Source organism: Robertmurraya siralis, from assembly GCF_005502275.1.
Lineage (GTDB): Bacteria > Bacillota > Bacilli > Bacillales > Cytobacillaceae > Robertmurraya > Robertmurraya siralis.
This window is the reverse complement of record NZ_SWLZ01000036.1, coordinates 14211-29755: the sequence shown is the minus strand read 5'-3', so window position 1 is coordinate 29755 and position 15545 is coordinate 14211. Positions and strand designations below refer to the sequence as shown.

Here is a 15545-nt window from a genome sequence, read left to right as displayed (position 1 = left end):
GTGAGAAATATTATAGGCGTAAGTTCACGACATTTGAAGAACTATCGTTAGCTATAGATGAGTACATACAATTCTATAATCATGAAAGATATCAAAAACGATTAAACGGCCTTAGCCCTATAGAATATAGAGCTAAAGCCGTTTAGAACTTTTTTATTTTATTGTTATTCTCCAGTAACGTATGGAAGTAATGCCATCGTACGTGCACGCTTAATTGCAACAGTTAATTTACGTTGGTATTTAGCGTTTGTTCCAGTCACACGTCTAGGTAAAATCTTTCCGCGTTCAGAGATAAACTTTTTAAGTAAATCTACATCTTTATAATCGATGTGAGTGATTCCGTTTGCTGTAAAGTAACAAACTTTACGGCGCTTAGCGCGGCCGCCTCTGCGTCCTCCACCTGCCATTATATTTCCCTCCTCTTTTAGATGTTAGGTCATTGCTGTACCGAATTAGAACGGAAGATCATCATCTGAGATATCGATTTGTCCTCCACCAGCAAATGGATCCTCGTCAATTCGTGTATAGCCTTGGTTGTTGTTATTGTTTTCACGGAATGGTTGATTCTGATTGCCACTACTGCCATATGGGTTCCCTTGTTCCCTCTGACCGCCAAATCCCCCTGGATTTCCTCCAGAAGCATTCTTTGGCTCTAGAAACTGTACACTTTCAGCTACAACTTCTGTAACATAGACGCGTTTACCATCTTGTCCTTCATAATTACGGGTTTGAATACGTCCATCAACACCAGCAAGGCTACCTTTTTTCAAAAAGTTCGCCACGTTTTCTGCAGGACGACGCCAAACGACACAGTTAATGAAATCAGCTTCTCTTTCACCTTGTTGATTTGAAAACGTTCTGTTCACAGCAAGGGTAAAAGTAGCAACAGGAACACCATTTGGTGTATATCGCAAATCAGGATCTTTCGTTAATCGTCCAACGAGAACTACACGATTCATCATCAGAATCAACCCCTCTCCTCTTAAATTCCTATATTCATACAACGTCCTTCTTTTAAGCATTTTCATACGTTAATTGGAGGAGTGTATAAAAAAGGATGCGGTTTTTCGCAACACCATACAAAAACCGTTGTTCAATGTTCCACGTGAAACATTTCTATATCAAATTACTTTTCATCTTTAATTACGATGTGGCGGATGATATCCTCGTTAATTTTAGCTAAACGAGAGAATTCTTCGACAGCTGCTGCATCAGCGTTAACTTTAACGATATGGTAGTAACCGTCACGGAAATCATTGATTTCATAAGCAAGACGACGCTTACCCCATTCTTTCGATTCAACTACTTCCGCTCCATTATCAGTAAGGATGCCGTCAAAGCGCTCAACAAGTGCTTTTTTAGCTTCATCTTCAATATTTGGGCGGATGATGTACATAATTTCGTACGCTCTCATCACATTCACCTCCTTTTGGACTAACGGCCCTTTTCATAAAGGGCAAGGAGCAATATTCATTACTCACAAGAAGAAATTATACCATATATATGTAGCAAACACAACAGCTGGAATCATATAATAAAAAATTGAATTTATCCTGCATGTAATTTTTCTTAAGTGATCCCCTGGTGAAATAAATATGAGGATTACTCCATATTTTCCACAAGGTTGCGTCGATTTGGCCATTACGTGCTACGATTTTTAAACCTGTTGGACACTGGAAGGCAAAAAAGAGCACCCGATTGGATGCTCTTTTTCTTGTCTTTTATAAAAGGATAGCCTATACACTAAAAATTAAACGTTAAAGCGGAAGTGGATAATATCTCCATCCTTGACGACATAATCCTTCCCTTCAAGACGTACTTTCCCTGCCTCTTTAGCTGCAACCATATTTCCTGCCGCAAGCAAATCATCGTAAGAGACTGTCTCGGCGCGAATAAATCCTCTTTCAAAATCAGAGTGGATAATACCCGCACATTGAGGTGCTTTCATCCCTTTACGGAATGTCCAAGCGCGAACCTCTTGGACACCAGCAGTAAAGTAAGTCGCTAGACCAAGCAAGTGATACGCAGCGCGAATTAATTGATCCAAGCCAGACTCTTCGATGCCCAACTCCTCCAGGAACATAGCTTTCTCTTCCCCTTCAAGTTCCGCGATTTCAGACTCAATTTTGGCACAGATTACAATTACCTCTGCATTGTCTCCAGCAGCAAATTCTCTTACCTTTTGAACGTATTCATTGGAAGATGGATCTGCTACATCGTCTTCCCCAACATTAGCCACATAAAGAACAGGCTTAATGGTTAATAGATGCAAGCCTTTCGCAATTTTCAATTGTTCTTCAGAAAAATCAACCGTTCTTGCAGGTTTTTCCGCTTCAAATGCATCCTTTAGCATTTCTAACACTTCAAGCTCTGCCACAGCTTCCTTATCCTTTTGTTTTGCTAATTTGCCAACGCGGCCAATCCGCTTCTCAACAGATTCAAGGTCAGCTAAAATAAGCTCTAAATTAATTGTTTCAATATCATCCAATGGATCTACTTTTCCTGAGACATGGGTAATATTCTCGTCCTCAAAACAACGAACCACTTGGCAAATGGCATCCACTTCCCGAATATTAGCCAAAAATTTATTCCCTAGCCCTTCCCCTTTACTTGCTCCTTTTACAATCCCAGCAATATCTGTAAATTCAAAAGTAGTAGGAACCGTCTTTTTCGGCTGTACCAATTCTGTTAATTTTGTCAAACGATCGTCTGGTACCTCTACAATCCCAACGTTTGGATCAATCGTACAAAATGGGTAGTTGGCTGATTCTGCGCCTGCTTGTGTAATTGCATTAAATAAAGTAGATTTTCCTACGTTCGGTAACCCGACTATTCCTGCCGTTAAGGCCATCCAAAGTCACTCCTCATCACAATAAACTATTTATTCATTATTTTATATCTGTCTGTTCGACAAATGGATCATGCTAAAGAACTTAACCTTAACCAATTATAGAGAGTTACTGAATAAAAGACAAGAAAGTTCTAATTCCCAGATGCCCGCTCTACTAAGCAAAGATTAACTAAACAATCGTACAATGTACTTCCTAAACCGTTGTCCGATACTCGACTAGACGTCAGTTGGTTAACAGTGCCGCCATATTTCGCCCAGATTCCTTCATCAATATTAATGACATTGGCATGTACTCCCTGCTCGAAAATGCTCACATACCCTTTTATCTCCCCACGCTCATTCCAAACCCTGACATAATCTCCATTTCTTAGCTGCAAATCAGCAGCAATATTCTTGGAAATTTCAATCTTCACCTTCGGCTCTGGGCTGATAACATGATAATGGTGAGAGTGATTGGAACGCAGCGGGTGAATCGTCAATAATTGATACGGATACTTTTCTGCAACCGAAGCATTGGACCATTTTGATTCTCTTGGCAGAGCCAATGTTAACTTTCCTTCAAACCCCTTTTGTGCAGCCTTTTGCGACGTGAATTCAAATTTCCCACTTGGGGTTTTAAAACGACGATCTTTCCATGGAATAGGATCGACTGGTAATTCAAGATGGGCATGCTCCTTTAGCTTCTTTAGGGTAATCCCCTTTTCTTGCAACGCTCCCAAGCCCATTTTAATCCAATCTTCCCTTGTATAGTTAAAATCTTCACCAAAACTAAGTCGTTTCGCTAATTCTGTCCAAATCCATAGATCCGAACGTGCCTCCCCAGGAGCATTGACAAGTTTTTGACCATAATTAACATAAGCATGATACATGGAAGAATAATATATATCCTCTTCTTCAAAAGCTGTTGTCGTTGGCAACACATAATCAGCCAGTTCAGCGGTATCAGTCATAAACTGGTCAATCACAACAAGGGTGTCAACAGATGAAAAAGCCTTCTTCACAACATTTGTATCAGGAACTTGTGTCAATGGATTTCCACAAGTAACAAAAATCATTTTGATTTCCGGGTTTTTAGCAGCAAGAATTTGTTCCGCCTGTTCCATCATCGTGAAACTGCGATGCTGTTCCTTTTTTTCAGGCAAAGTTAATGAAGCAATATTAAAGCTTTGCCCCACTTGCTTATGGGCATAATTGGCTCCTCCTCCAGCAATGCCTATGTTGCCACTAATCGCAACTAGTGCATCAAGAAGCCTAATTGTATTTCCGCCATTTTCATAACGCTGCATCCCCAAACCGATAAAAGTAGCGGTTGGCCGATCACAAAATATCTTGGCAAGCTCCGTCATTAATTCTTCTGAGACTTCCGCTAATTGGGAAAGCTCTTCTAACGTAACTCCAGTCAATAAGTCCTTTAGATCCTCAAATCCAACGGAATGATCTTGAATAAATGCTTGATCTTCCAATTTTAATCTAAGAATTTCCTTCATAATTCCAGCAGCTAAAAAACCATCCATTCCCGGCTTAACGGTAAGATGGAGATCGGCTATTTTCGCCGTGGCATTGAAAATTGGATCAATCACAATCAGCTTTGCTCCCTGTTTTTTTGCCTTCTGTAATGCTTGAAAGAGATGCATATTTGTTCTTGCGACATTTCTACCCCAAACGATAATGTTTTTACTATGGAAAATATCTTCAGGGGCATGGCTATAGGCATCTCCAAAGTCCCAATTTTGCGCCTCTATACCGGAGCCCCAGCAAATAGAACCTATTAGCTCTGTGACACCGCCAAAACAATTGAAAAAGCGTTGATCGAGATTCTTTAATAAACCGCCGTTCGCATAATCATGACTATGGAGAACCGCTGTCGAACCATGCTTTTCTTTCACCGCTTGCATTTTCTCAGCAATTTCTGTTAATGCTTGCTCCCAAGGAATTCTAGTAAACTGTCCATCTATCTTTTTCAACGGATAAAGCAATCTTTCTCCAGAATTCGTGCGCTTCTCAAGCATCCGTCCTCGACCACAGATTTTTCCTTTCGTAATGGGATGAGACTCGTCTCCATCTATCTTTAATACTTTTCCGTCTTCCACTGTCACTTTAAAACCACAGCTGTCCCAGCAATTTAATGGACACGCAGACGCATATACCTTCGCCATTTTTCTCCCTCCATTCCGATCGTTTTTTTTGAATTTTATAAAAGAAAATTCCTATATGCAAATATTCGAATTCATGAATCGTGCCTATGACTATTGATATTGGAGGCAGTTTCTTGATTAGGGCTTCAATTTAATGTAGTAAAAAAAGCATAAAGATTACTCTTCATGCTTTACGAGGATCTTTTTCATTTTTCGCGAGAATTCTCTTCGAGGAATCAATACACTGTGGGAACAACCTTCACACTTAATTCGTATATCCATTCCTAAACGGATGATCTTCCACCGATTCGTTCCGCAAGGATGTGGTTTTTTCATTTCAACAATATCATTTAAGCCGAATTCCTTTTGTTCCAACGTGAATCACTCCTTTATCAACACCGTATATCAAATCTTCAAATATCGACAAGCTTTTAACAGTATAACCATTGTAGCAATTTTTTCAGTTCGTTTGTAGTAGTTGTTTTTAAAAAATGTATTTGTTATAAGTTGATGCTGATATTTGAAATCTTCGTTTCACCGTTCATAAACAATCAACAATTTGGACAAAAACAACTCTAAAATCCACCCTTCAGCTAGTATAAATCTCCTATTTATAGCTTGTCCTAAAACTAGTACGTATACATTCGCACATTGATCCGTATACTGTTACTACTATATTTGTAGGAGTGGAACCAATGAATCTTAAATCTAGCTTGTTTGATAAAAGCGGAAGCTCTGAGTCGAGAATTTTTTACGATGAGCAAAAAGCCTCTCAGAAGCTTGCCATTGAACTTGTCTCTATGTTACCCGTACGTATAGTGAATCGTCCAGTTGTTTTTGTTTGTATTGGTACCGATCGTTCCACTGGAGATTCGTTAGGTCCACTAATCGGAACTTTATTAAATGAAAAAGAAATTACCCCTTTCCATGTATACGGCACATTAGAAGATCCAATCCATGCAGTAAATTTAGAGGAAAAGATACAAGAAATTAAAGGGCAACATTTAGATCCAATTATTATCGGGATTGATGCTTGTTTAGGGAGATTAAAAAGTGTGGGGGTCATCCAAATTGGCGAGGGACCTGTAAAACCAGGAGCCGGTGTAAAAAAAGAACTGCCTGAGGTCGGTGATTATCATATCACTGGTATTGTAAATGTCAGTGGCTTTATGGAATTTTTTGTCCTTCAGAACACACGCTTAAATCTAGTCCTAAAAATGGCCAAAGTAATAGCAAACGCTATTTATGAAGCAAGCAGCACCTATCATCCTAACCATTCCTGGTCAAGCTTAAAAATGGATTGGGATCACGAGCAAACCACATGAAAAAGAAAGCAAATGGGCGAAACAGGAATCCGTTATATTCTTGTTTCAGCCCAATTTTTTAATGTAAACTTTGTTACATGTTTTCGTGTGAATCCAAGGTTTTACACGAAATCGTTTTATTTACAAAGCCTGAATTTTCAACTAACAAAATGTATTATGGTGACAATTAAGGCACATACAATAATCCCTGGCAAAAGATTAGCTACACGGATTTTTATGAGACCTAAAAGGTTCAATCCGATGGCAAAAATCATCACTCCGCCTGTTGCTGTCATTTCTACAATAAAACTATCCATTAAAGCCTGTGGAATAAAGCGATCAATTTGTGTAGCAAATGAGGCAATTGCTCCCTCATACAGCATCACAGGAATCGCCGAAAAGATTACACCAATCCCCAAAGTGGTCGTTAATATAAGTGCCGTAAAACCATCGATGATTGCCTTCGTCAATAGCACATCATGATCTCCTCGAATACCACTATCAAGTGCGCCTATAATCGCCATTGCACCGATGACAAAAATTAATGTAGCCGTGACAAAGCCTTCAGAAATGCTTCCTTGACCGTTTCCTTTGCCAATCTTTGTTTCTAGCCAAGCGCCCAATTGATTAAGCTTGTCCTCTAATTTACAATATTCTCCTATAACAGCACCAAAAACAAGACTTAAAATAACAATTAAAAAATTTTCGCTTTTAAATCCCATTTGTAAACCCAGCACCACTACTGCCAAGCCAATGCCGTGCATAACAGTCCCCTTCATCCCTTCTGGAATTCGATGAAGAAGTTTTCCCAACAGAGACCCTACGATGATCAATAATCCGTTAACAATCGTTCCTAACAAAAACATCTGCTTCACCTAGTTATATATGTATTTCGATTTAGTCAAATTGGTACAAGTTTCAAGTTCTATCATTTGTCCATAAATGAAATCGATTAAAAATAGCTGTTTTTTAAGGGGTTATTGGCTTTGTTGCCACCATTCTGCAAAAAGATCAATACCACTGTAAAAAAAATAAACCATCCATAGATGGCTTTATGAAGATTGATTTGTTTCTAATAATTCAAGAATTCTTTCTAAATCTTCGTTGGAGAAAAATTCAATTTCGATTTTCCCCTTCTTTTTATTTTTACTTTGTTTAATATGAACCGTTGTTCCGAATCTTTCACGAAGGAATGATTCCTGTGCACGAATAAAAACATTTTTTTCTGACTTTGCTTTTTTTGTTTCACGTGGAACATTTTCATTTAAAGCCTGAATTAACTGCTCTAATTGCCGGACATTTAAGCCTTCCTTCATCACCTTTTCAGCAAGTAACGGCAGCTTTTCCTTTTTTCTAAGACCGAGAAGCGCTCTACCATGTCCCATTGAAATTTTGCCATCAGAAATAAGCTCTTGAATCTTTGGCGGCAAAGATAACAAACGGATATGGTTCGCAATATGCGGACGGCTTTTCCCTAATCTTTTTGCCAACTGCTCTTGGGTAACATTAAGCTTTTCCATTAAAAGCTGATAGGCAGATGCCTCTTCAATCGGAGTTAAATCTTCCCGTTGTAAATTCTCAAGAACCGCTAATTCCATCATTTGTTGCTCAGATAATTCGCGGACTACGACTGGGACTTTCTCAAGCTTCGCTTCCTTTGCAGCTCTAAAACGTCTTTCTCCTACAACAATTTCATAGCCTTTAATACTTTTACGGACAATAATTGGCTGCAATATCCCATGTTCTTGGATCGAATTCTTTAATTCTTCAATCGCTTCTTTATCAAAAATTTTACGCGGTTGATAAGGGTTGGGGCGAAGTTCTTTAACGCTAATTTCTCTTACTGCCTCATCTTTTTCAGGCTCCATATTAGCAAAAAAAGCATCCAAACCTTTTCCTAATCCTTTAGCCATGTACAGCCACTTCCTTTGCTAAATCTAAATATACTTCCGCACCTCTAGATTTCGGATCATAAATAATAATCGGCTCCCCATGACTAGGTGCTTCGCTCAAACGGATATTTCTTGGGATGACCGTTTGGTACACCTTATCTTGAAAGTACTTTTTCACTTCCTCAATAACTTGCAATCCTAGGTTTGTCCGAGCATCAAGCATGGTTAGTAGAACACCTTCGATTTTTAAGTCATGATTCAGATGTTTTTGCACTAGTCTAACGGTGTTTAACAATTGACTTAAGCCTTCTAATGCATAATATTCACATTGCACTGGAATCAGAACGGCATCAGAAGCTGTCAATGCATTTAAAGTAAGAAGCCCAAGTGAAGGCGGACAGTCAATGATAATATAATCGTAACGTTCCTTCACTTCTTCCAGTGCTCTCTTCAAGCGCACCTCTCTTGAAATCGTTGGGACAAGTTCTATTTCTGCCCCCGCTAGTTGAATCGTCGCAGGAATTGCGTCTAAATTTTCCACTCCTGTTGGACGAATTACTTTAATCGCCTCAACATCATCAACCAACACATCGTATACACATTGATCAATATCCGCTTTCTCAAGCCCTACACCACTTGTGGCATTTCCTTGAGGATCAATATCGACCATTAACACCTTTTTCCCTATATATGCTAAGCAGGCACCTAAATTAACAGAGGTAGTTGTTTTGCCAACTCCTCCTTTTTGATTTGCAATTGAAATAATTTTGCCCACGGTATCACCTACCTTCATTTCCATTCACGGTTTGTACTGATCATAGAAGATCAAAAATACATAAACTAGCAATCATGTATTCTATTTTATCATGAAAAAGAATTGAGAATCATTTTTTTTCATTTCCAAAATCTATTTTTACTTCAAAGGCACTAGTAAACGAGAAATTTTGGCTCATTTTATACTGATTCACTTTCTGTCAGCCTTTCGTTAAGTTAGAATAGTTTAAAAGCCGTGAAAAGCTTTTGCATCACACGACGCTCGAGAGCATATAATAGACAACTGCAAAAAATAAGAGAAATTCATACTGTCGACAAAATCTATCGAAAGGGCTCCCTATCGATGGATTTTGTCATTTTTGGACTGGAATTGCGCTAAAAACGTTGATTTCCTCTCCAGACGCTTGCTTTCCGGGGGGCGTTGGTCATCTACTGACTTTTTCAGTGGTATTAATGGAGAGGTGTATTCGGACAGAACGGGGAAAGCGAGAAAGATATTTGTCCGAATGAGAGGTGTATTCGGACAGAACGGGGAAAGCGAGAAAGATATTTGTCCGAATGAGAGGTGTATTCGGACAGTATTCCCCCAGGAGTCAAGCGCCTTCCGCTCCCATCAACTCGTTTGGCACCCCCTAAAAGCGATGAATTTGATTGATATTGCCGATCTCTTCCTTCGTTGTCGTCGTGTACTTGAAGAACCTGCACTTGCGGGCAGCGATCACCATCCTAATACTCATCCTGCACATAATCATGCTTTCGGAAGAAACCATCTTTTGTTTGGAGACGAGTGTAGAAACGAGTGAAAATCAACCTACGCTATTTATTTAATTCTATTTTTTAAAAAAAGAAGAGTGTAGGCAAACTCGAAAATCTTCGAGTTTGTCTACACTCTGAGAGAAATTAAACGAAACGTTTAATTTCTCAATCAAAAGTTATTTTTTTTTCGGTATTTTTATCGTAAATTGATAATATTCTTCAAACTCTTCCTCTTCTGAGTCTAAGTTAATACCGCTATCCGTCACCATTGATAAAGATTGCCTTATCGTATTAACTGCAATTCTCATATCTTTGCTAAAAGCTTTTCTCTTAGGCTTAGCCTTATCCTTCGGTTGCTCTAAAAGCTTTACAACACGCTCTTCCGTTTGCTTCACATTTAAATTTTTATCAATAATTTCCGCGAGTAGCTGTACTTGTTTTTCCGGGTCCTTTAATGGAATAAGTGAACGCGCATGGCGTTCTGTTATGACCTTTGCTAATAAGGCGTCTTGAACTTTTTGCGGTAATTTGAGCAAGCGAAGTTTATTCGCAATAGTGGACTGGCCTTTTCCCAATCGCTGCGCGAGAGCTTCCTGCGTTAAATCATGCAACTCTAGTAGCTTTCCATAGGCAATCGCCTCTTCAATCGGAGAAAGTTCCTCCCTTTGCAGATTCTCTATTAATGCAATTGAAGCAGTTTCCGTATCATTCATTTGCTTAATGATGGCTGGGACACGATCCCAACCAAGTTTCTTCATTGCTCGCCATCTGCGTTCCCCAGCAATAATTTCAAACTTCCCTGCTTCATATTCCCTAACGACAATAGGCTGGATGATTCCATGCGTATGAATGGTTCGAGATAATTCTTCGATCTTCTCTTCATCAAAAACCGTTCTTGGCTGAAAACGATTTGGCACAATATCGTTTATGGGGATTTGCTCGATCGTTTCTCTAATATTTTCCTCTACAAATTCAGAAGCTTCCCCTAAATCTGTCTCCATCTGGTCTTCCTTTTCGCCTAGGCCAAAAAAGCGTGAGAAAGATTGCTTCATCACCTTGCACCACCTTTACGAAACTCCGTAACTAATACATTCTCTATCAAAAGAATTATTCCTGCATATAATCTATCATAAGAATCCATTTCATAATGTGTTATCGTACTTTTCACTCATGCTTTCCTATAAAAATTGGATAATTGCAATTCATCAGTTAACATTATAAAACGGATTCACCCCACTAAAAATTATGCCATATTTCTAACAAAAAAGGTACTCCTCTATTATGCAAAAGGACTCATTACGCATTATTCTATCGGCGTTTTATTTGGTATTCCTGGCTTTCTTGGATATTTTTTCGGAGTTGGCTTTTCTTTTTTTATAATGACAATATTCCTATCACTCTCTTCTATCGGCAATTGAAAGGAGTGAAGCTTCTCGATTTTTCCGCCTAACGTAGCAATTGCTTTTTTCCCTGCATCAATCTCTTCATTTGCACTTGCTGCTTTCATGGCGATAAACGTCCCACTTACCTTTACTAATGGCAAGCAAAGTTCACTCAAGACGGAAAGGCGCGCAACTGCCCTCGCTGTAACAATATCATAAGCTTCCCGATGCTCCTTATTCTGCCCAAATGTTTCAGCACGATCATGAATGAACTGAACATTTTCGAGCTTTAATTGTTTGGCCAGATGCTCAAGGAAGGTAATTCTTTTATTTAAAGAGTCTACGATTGTAACCCTCAATTCGGGAAAGGCGATTTTAATCGGAATGCTTGGAAAGCCAGCTCCTGCTCCTACATCACAAAGCGAAGCTGAACCGTTGAATTCATGATAAAAAGCAGCTGTAATCGAATCAAAAAAATGCTTTAAATACACCTCTCCTTTTTCCGTTATCGCTGTTAAATTCATCTTTTCATTCCACTCAACCAATGTGTGATAATATGTTTCAAACTGGGCCATCTGTTCGCTAGTGAGTGCCATTCCATTTGCCGACAGCCTTTCTTGAAATTCTTCTATTTGCATTCGTTAACCCTTCCTTACTCTGAATTCAGCGCTTTTATGTAAAGAGTGGAACCTCTTGTTAAAGGTTCCACAATGTTCATCTACTCGTTCGATACTTTTGCAATTTTCCCTTGCTCTAAATAAACAAGTAATATCGAGATATCCGCTGGATTTACACCAGATATACGTGAAGCCTGTGCAATCGATAGTGGAAGCACTTTTTTCAGCTTCTGTCTTGCTTCAGAAGCAAGTCCGCTTATCGCATCGTAATCAATGTCGACCGGGATTTTTTTATTCTCCATTTTTTTCAGACGCTCGACCTGTTGCAGGGATTTTTCAATATACCCCTCATATTTTATTTGAATCTCCACTTGTTCTTTCACTTCATCATCAAGGGCTAATTCACTTGGAACGATCGATTCAATATGTGCATAAGTCATTTCAGGTCTTTTTAATAAGTCATTGGCTTTGATCCCATCTTTTAACTCACTGCCGCCTTGCTTTTTAATAAGCTCTTGAACCTCTGGCTTCGGCTTAATAATGATCGATTTCAATCTTTCCTTTTCCGTTTCAACCGCTGCCTTTTTTGCTAAAAATTTCTCATAGCGTTCCTCGCTGATAAGACCAATTTTGTAACCAATGTCAGTAAGGCGCAAATCAGCATTATCATGTCTTAAAAGAAGGCGATATTCAGCACGGGACGTAAGCAATCGATAAGGCTCATTTGTCCCCTTTGTTACTAAATCATCAATAAGCACGCCAATATACGCATCAGAGCGGCTTAAGATCACTTCATCCTTACCAAGCGCTCTTCTCCCCGCATTAATTCCAGCCATGAGCCCCTGACCAGCTGCCTCTTCATAGCCAGATGTTCCATTAATCTGCCCAGCCGTATAAAGATTTTTAATTTTTTTCGTCTCTAGTGTCGGCCATAATTGCGTTGGTACAATGGCATCGTATTCAATCGCATATCCTGCTCTCATCATCTTGACATTTTCTAAGCCAGGAATCGTATGCAGAATTTTTTGTTGGACATCCTCTGGTAGACTGGTTGAAAGACCTTGCACATATACCTCTTGCGTATTCTTCCCTTCAGGCTCTAAGAACAGCTGATGTCGAGGTTTATCATTAAATCGGACTACTTTATCTTCAATGGAAGGGCAATAACGTGGCCCCGTCCCCTTAATCATTCCTGAATACATAGGTGAGCGATGCAAATTATCATCAATAATTTGATGGGTCTTCTCATTTGTGTACGTTAACCAACATGGCAACTGCTCAGTTATATACTTTGTTGTTTCATAAGAGAATGCCCTTGGCACATCATCGCCAGGTTGTATTTCTGTCTTACTGTAATCAATCGTATGGCTATTTACCCGTGGAGGAGTCCCCGTTTTAAAACGAACTAAATCAAAGCCCAATTGTTCAAGATGCTCGGATAATCTAATCGAAGGCTGTTGATTGTTTGGACCACTTGAATATTTTAGCTCCCCTAAAATGATTTCTCCGCGTAAAAAAGTTCCCGTCGTAATCACAACCGTTTTCGCAAGATACGTCGCTCCTGTTTGTGTAATAACCCCTTTACAAACATCATTTTCTACAATTAACTCTTCAACCATCCCTTGAACAAGAGTCAGGTTTGGTTCATTTTCCAGCGTCTTTTTCATTTCATACTGATAAGCAAACTTGTCCGCTTGAGCACGCAATGCTCGCACCGCAGGGCCCTTTCCTGTGTTTAACATCCTCATTTGAATATAGGTTTTATCAATGTTCCGTCCCATTTCCCCGCCAAGTGCATCGATTTCTCTTACGACAATCCCCTTAGCAGGTCCTCCGACAGAAGGATTACATGGCATAAACGCAACCATATCTAAATTTATTGTTAATACTAATGTCTTTGCACCCTGGCGTGCAGCAGCTAATCCTGCCTCTGCGCCAGCATGGCCAGCACCGATGACAATGACATCATAATTTCCAGCATCGTATTGCATCACGCTGCCTCCTCATTTTCTAAATAAACGTTATTTTCCTAAACAGAACTGGGAGAATAATTGATCAATTAAACTTTCATGTACACTATCACCAATAATTTCACCTAATATCTCCCATGTCCGAGTTAAATCAATTTGCACAATATCGATCGGAACACCCGCCTCTACTCCTGAAATAGCTTCTTCAATCGATTGATGCGCTTGGTTTAAAAGTGCAATATGTCGGCTGTTGGAGACATAAGTCATATCACCTGCTTCAATGGAGCCTGCGAAGAAAAGGGAGGCGATCGCCTCTTCTAATTCATTGACTCCTACATCCTCTAACAATGACGTGGTAACAAGCTTATGTTCCCGAGCCAGCGTTTTAACTCGCTCTAAATCAATTACTTGCGGAAGGTCGGTCTTGTTCACAATAACGATTACATCCATCCCTTCCACTGCCTTAAATATATTCACATCTTCTGCCGTTAACTCATCAGCATAATTCAAAACCAATAAAATTAAATCAGCTTCTTTTAAAACTTGCCTCGAGCGTTCCACTCCGATCCGTTCAACGATATCTTCTGTTTCACGAATTCCCGCCGTATCCAAAAGCCTTAAAGGAACTCCTCTAACATTGACATATTCTTCAATAACATCACGTGTTGTTCCCGGTATATCCGTTACAATCGCTTTATTTTCCTGAACTAAGCTATTTAGTAAAGAAGATTTCCCTACATTTGGACGCCCAACAATGACAGTTGAAAGCCCTTCTCGTAATATTTTCCCCTGTTGTGATGTTTGTAAAAGATTTTCAATTTCCTTTTTCACATAGTTTGCTTTTTCAATGAGGAGTTGATGGGTCATTTCCTCTACATCATCATATTCAGGATAATCTATATTCACCTCAACATGGGCTAATGTTTCAAGGATCTCCTGTCGAAGCTTCTGAATTAGCCTTGAAAGACGCCCATCCATCTGTCCTAAGGCGACATTCATGGCCCGGTCCGTCTTCGCTCGTATTAAATCCATGACTGCCTCTGCTTGCGACAAATCAATTCTTCCATTTAAAAATGCCCTTTTGGTAAACTCCCCTGGCTCTGCTAATCGCGCTCCAGCATTTAACACAAGCTGCAGCACGCGATTGACCGACACAAGTCCACCATGACAATTGATTTCTATTACATCTTCTTTTGTAAATGTTTTTGGTCCCTTCATCACAGAAACCATTACTTCCTCTGCAACCTCTTTTGTTTTAGGATCAAGGATATGTCCGTAATGAATGGTATGGGATGCAACATCAGTCAGCTTCTTCCCGCCTACTCCTTGAAAAAGGCTGCCCGCAATTTCAATCGCCTGATCACCACTTAATCTTACGATAGCGATTGCTCCCTCTCCCATTGGAGTCGATATTGCTGCGATCGTATCTAACTGCATCCTTAGCACCTCTCTTTTCTCTATCACCATATAAATCGCTCGGGGGATTGATCATCTATATTTAAAATTCTCAACATCCAAAATTAAAGAATACCATAGGCTCACCTTCGGAAAAAGGATTTTCACTTAGTTATCCACATTTCCCATTACCTGATTATAAACTACGCTTATTTTAACTTATCCACATGTGAATAACAATAAAACGAACCACTATCACTTTTACGAATAAAAAAAGAGGAGAGATTTCGTCATTGCTTCCTTTGTGAGATAAAACGATTGATTTATTTTGTTTTTACATTCAGGATATTACTCGTTTTGCCTATTCCGTGCAAAACTTGCTTCCACATGGAATGGGCAAAAAAGCAACACCGATATATAATAAATTCTTGTCGAAAAACTGATCAATAAAGCAGGACAAATTGAAGGG

The 15545-nt window shown here is 39.4% G+C and carries 16 protein-coding genes; 3 read left to right on the top strand and 13 right to left on the bottom strand.

The annotated features are described in order from the left end of the window. On the top strand, nucleotides 1-146 hold a 146-nt coding region (locus FCJ93_RS23505; protein WP_170211395.1), incomplete at its 5' end, for an IS3 family transposase. Between the two features lie 18 nt (nucleotides 147-164). Here the strand turns inward: FCJ93_RS23505 and rpsR are convergent. The 6 genes from rpsR to FCJ93_RS23475 form a co-directional block, all read right to left on the bottom strand. Next, on the bottom strand, nucleotides 165-407 hold the full coding sequence (rpsR, locus tag FCJ93_RS23500; protein ID WP_019157210.1) for a 30S ribosomal protein S18: 243 nt from the start codon (nucleotides 405-407) through the stop codon (nucleotides 165-167). Nucleotides 408-452: 45 nt separating this feature from the next. Continuing rightward, nucleotides 453-962 (bottom strand): single-stranded DNA-binding protein, encoded by a 510-nt coding sequence (gene ssb / locus FCJ93_RS23495; protein ID WP_095314733.1) that lies wholly within the window; start codon nucleotides 960-962, stop codon nucleotides 453-455. A gap of 164 nt (nucleotides 963-1126) precedes the next feature. Next, nucleotides 1127-1417: a 30S ribosomal protein S6 gene (gene rpsF, locus FCJ93_RS23490; protein ID WP_306428732.1), complete on the bottom strand. Its 291-nt coding sequence runs from the start codon at nucleotides 1415-1417 to the stop codon at nucleotides 1127-1129. 333 nt (nucleotides 1418-1750) lie between these two features. After that, the gene (ychF, locus tag FCJ93_RS23485) at nucleotides 1751-2851 is read right to left on the bottom strand and encodes a redox-regulated ATPase YchF (protein ID WP_095314735.1); all 1101 of its coding nucleotides are present in this window, start codon (nucleotides 2849-2851) and stop codon (nucleotides 1751-1753) included. Nucleotides 2852-2982: 131 nt separating this feature from the next. Continuing rightward, the gene (locus FCJ93_RS23480; protein ID WP_137744815.1) at nucleotides 2983-5007 is read right to left on the bottom strand and encodes a molybdopterin-dependent oxidoreductase; all 2025 of its coding nucleotides are present in this window, start codon (nucleotides 5005-5007) and stop codon (nucleotides 2983-2985) included. Nucleotides 5008-5163: 156 nt separating this feature from the next. Next, nucleotides 5164-5361 (bottom strand): DUF951 domain-containing protein, encoded by a 198-nt coding sequence (locus FCJ93_RS23475; protein WP_095314737.1) that lies wholly within the window; start codon nucleotides 5359-5361, stop codon nucleotides 5164-5166. A 320-nt stretch (nucleotides 5362-5681) separates the two neighbouring features. Here FCJ93_RS23475 and yyaC point away from each other — a divergent pair, with 320 nt between their 5' ends. Then, complete coding sequence (yyaC, locus tag FCJ93_RS23470) at nucleotides 5682-6311, top strand: spore protease YyaC (protein ID WP_137744814.1); 630 nt, start codon at nucleotides 5682-5684, stop codon at nucleotides 6309-6311. A gap of 137 nt (nucleotides 6312-6448) precedes the next feature. Here the strand turns inward: yyaC and FCJ93_RS23465 are convergent, their stop codons facing one another. The 3 genes from FCJ93_RS23465 to FCJ93_RS23455 all read right to left on the bottom strand — a co-directional run bounded on the left by FCJ93_RS23465 (nucleotide 6449) and on the right by FCJ93_RS23455 (nucleotide 8957). After that, entirely contained in the window at nucleotides 6449-7156 is a 708-nt protein-coding gene (locus tag FCJ93_RS23465) for a DUF554 domain-containing protein (RefSeq protein WP_137744813.1), read from the bottom strand. A 186-nt stretch (nucleotides 7157-7342) separates the two neighbouring features. After that, complete coding sequence (locus FCJ93_RS23460; protein ID WP_137744812.1) at nucleotides 7343-8203, bottom strand: ParB/RepB/Spo0J family partition protein; 861 nt, start codon at nucleotides 8201-8203, stop codon at nucleotides 7343-7345. Next, nucleotides 8196-8957 carry a ParA family protein gene (locus FCJ93_RS23455; RefSeq protein ID WP_095314741.1) on the bottom strand — a complete coding sequence of 254 codons (762 nt, stop codon included), beginning with the start codon at nucleotides 8955-8957 and terminating at the stop codon, nucleotides 8196-8198. The genes FCJ93_RS23460 and FCJ93_RS23455 overlap by 8 nt, the downstream gene beginning before the upstream one ends. A gap of 358 nt (nucleotides 8958-9315) precedes the next feature. Here FCJ93_RS23455 and FCJ93_RS23450 point away from each other — a divergent pair, with 358 nt between their 5' ends. Continuing rightward, nucleotides 9316-9759 carry a hypothetical protein gene (locus FCJ93_RS23450; RefSeq protein ID WP_137744811.1) on the top strand — a complete coding sequence of 148 codons (444 nt, stop codon included), beginning with the start codon at nucleotides 9316-9318 and terminating at the stop codon, nucleotides 9757-9759. A gap of 129 nt (nucleotides 9760-9888) precedes the next feature. Here the strand turns inward: FCJ93_RS23450 and noc are convergent, their stop codons facing one another. From noc to mnmE, 4 genes are all read right to left on the bottom strand, one after another. Beyond that, nucleotides 9889-10764, bottom strand: coding sequence for a nucleoid occlusion protein (gene noc, locus FCJ93_RS23445; RefSeq protein WP_137744817.1), 876 nt, complete (start codon nucleotides 10762-10764; stop codon nucleotides 9889-9891). 251 nt (nucleotides 10765-11015) lie between these two features. Next, nucleotides 11016-11732: a 16S rRNA (guanine(527)-N(7))-methyltransferase RsmG gene (rsmG, locus tag FCJ93_RS23440; protein WP_095314745.1), complete on the bottom strand. Its 717-nt coding sequence runs from the start codon at nucleotides 11730-11732 to the stop codon at nucleotides 11016-11018. Nucleotides 11733-11812: 80 nt separating this feature from the next. Further along, entirely contained in the window at nucleotides 11813-13702 is a 1890-nt protein-coding gene (gene mnmG, locus FCJ93_RS23435; protein ID WP_137744810.1) for a tRNA uridine-5-carboxymethylaminomethyl(34) synthesis enzyme MnmG, read from the bottom strand. 30 nt (nucleotides 13703-13732) lie between these two features. Further along, on the bottom strand, nucleotides 13733-15118 hold the full coding sequence (gene mnmE / locus FCJ93_RS23430) for a tRNA uridine-5-carboxymethylaminomethyl(34) synthesis GTPase MnmE (protein WP_095314747.1): 1386 nt from the start codon (nucleotides 15116-15118) through the stop codon (nucleotides 13733-13735). Nucleotides 15119-15545: the final 427 nt, after the last annotated feature.

Coding starts and splice junctions, on each gene's coding strand:
- rpsR (WP_019157210.1), bottom strand. CDS start 407: ATGGCAGGTGGAGGACGCAGAGGCGGCCGCGCTAAGCGCCGTAAAGTT.
- ssb (WP_095314733.1), bottom strand. CDS start 962: ATGATGAATCGTGTAGTTCTCGTTGGACGATTAACGAAAGATCCTGAT.
- ychF (WP_095314735.1), bottom strand. CDS start 2,851: ATGGCCTTAACGGCAGGAATAGTCGGGTTACCGAACGTAGGAAAATCT.
- FCJ93_RS23480 (WP_137744815.1), bottom strand. CDS start 5,007: ATGGCGAAGGTATATGCGTCTGCGTGTCCATTAAATTGCTGGGACAGC.
- yyaC (WP_137744814.1), top strand. CDS start 5,682: ATGAATCTTAAATCTAGCTTGTTTGATAAAAGCGGAAGCTCTGAGTCG.
- FCJ93_RS23465 (WP_137744813.1), bottom strand. CDS start 7,156: ATGTTTTTGTTAGGAACGATTGTTAACGGATTATTGATCATCGTAGGG.
- FCJ93_RS23460 (WP_137744812.1), bottom strand. CDS start 8,203: ATGGCTAAAGGATTAGGAAAAGGTTTGGATGCTTTTTTTGCTAATATG.
- noc (WP_137744817.1), bottom strand. CDS start 10,764: ATGAAGCAATCTTTCTCACGCTTTTTTGGCCTAGGCGAAAAGGAAGAC.
- rsmG (WP_095314745.1), bottom strand. CDS start 11,732: ATGCAAATAGAAGAATTTCAAGAAAGGCTGTCGGCAAATGGAATGGCA.
- mnmG (WP_137744810.1), bottom strand. CDS start 13,702: ATGCAATACGATGCTGGAAATTATGATGTCATTGTCATCGGTGCTGGC.
- mnmE (WP_095314747.1), bottom strand. CDS start 15,118: ATGCAGTTAGATACGATCGCAGCAATATCGACTCCAATGGGAGAGGGA.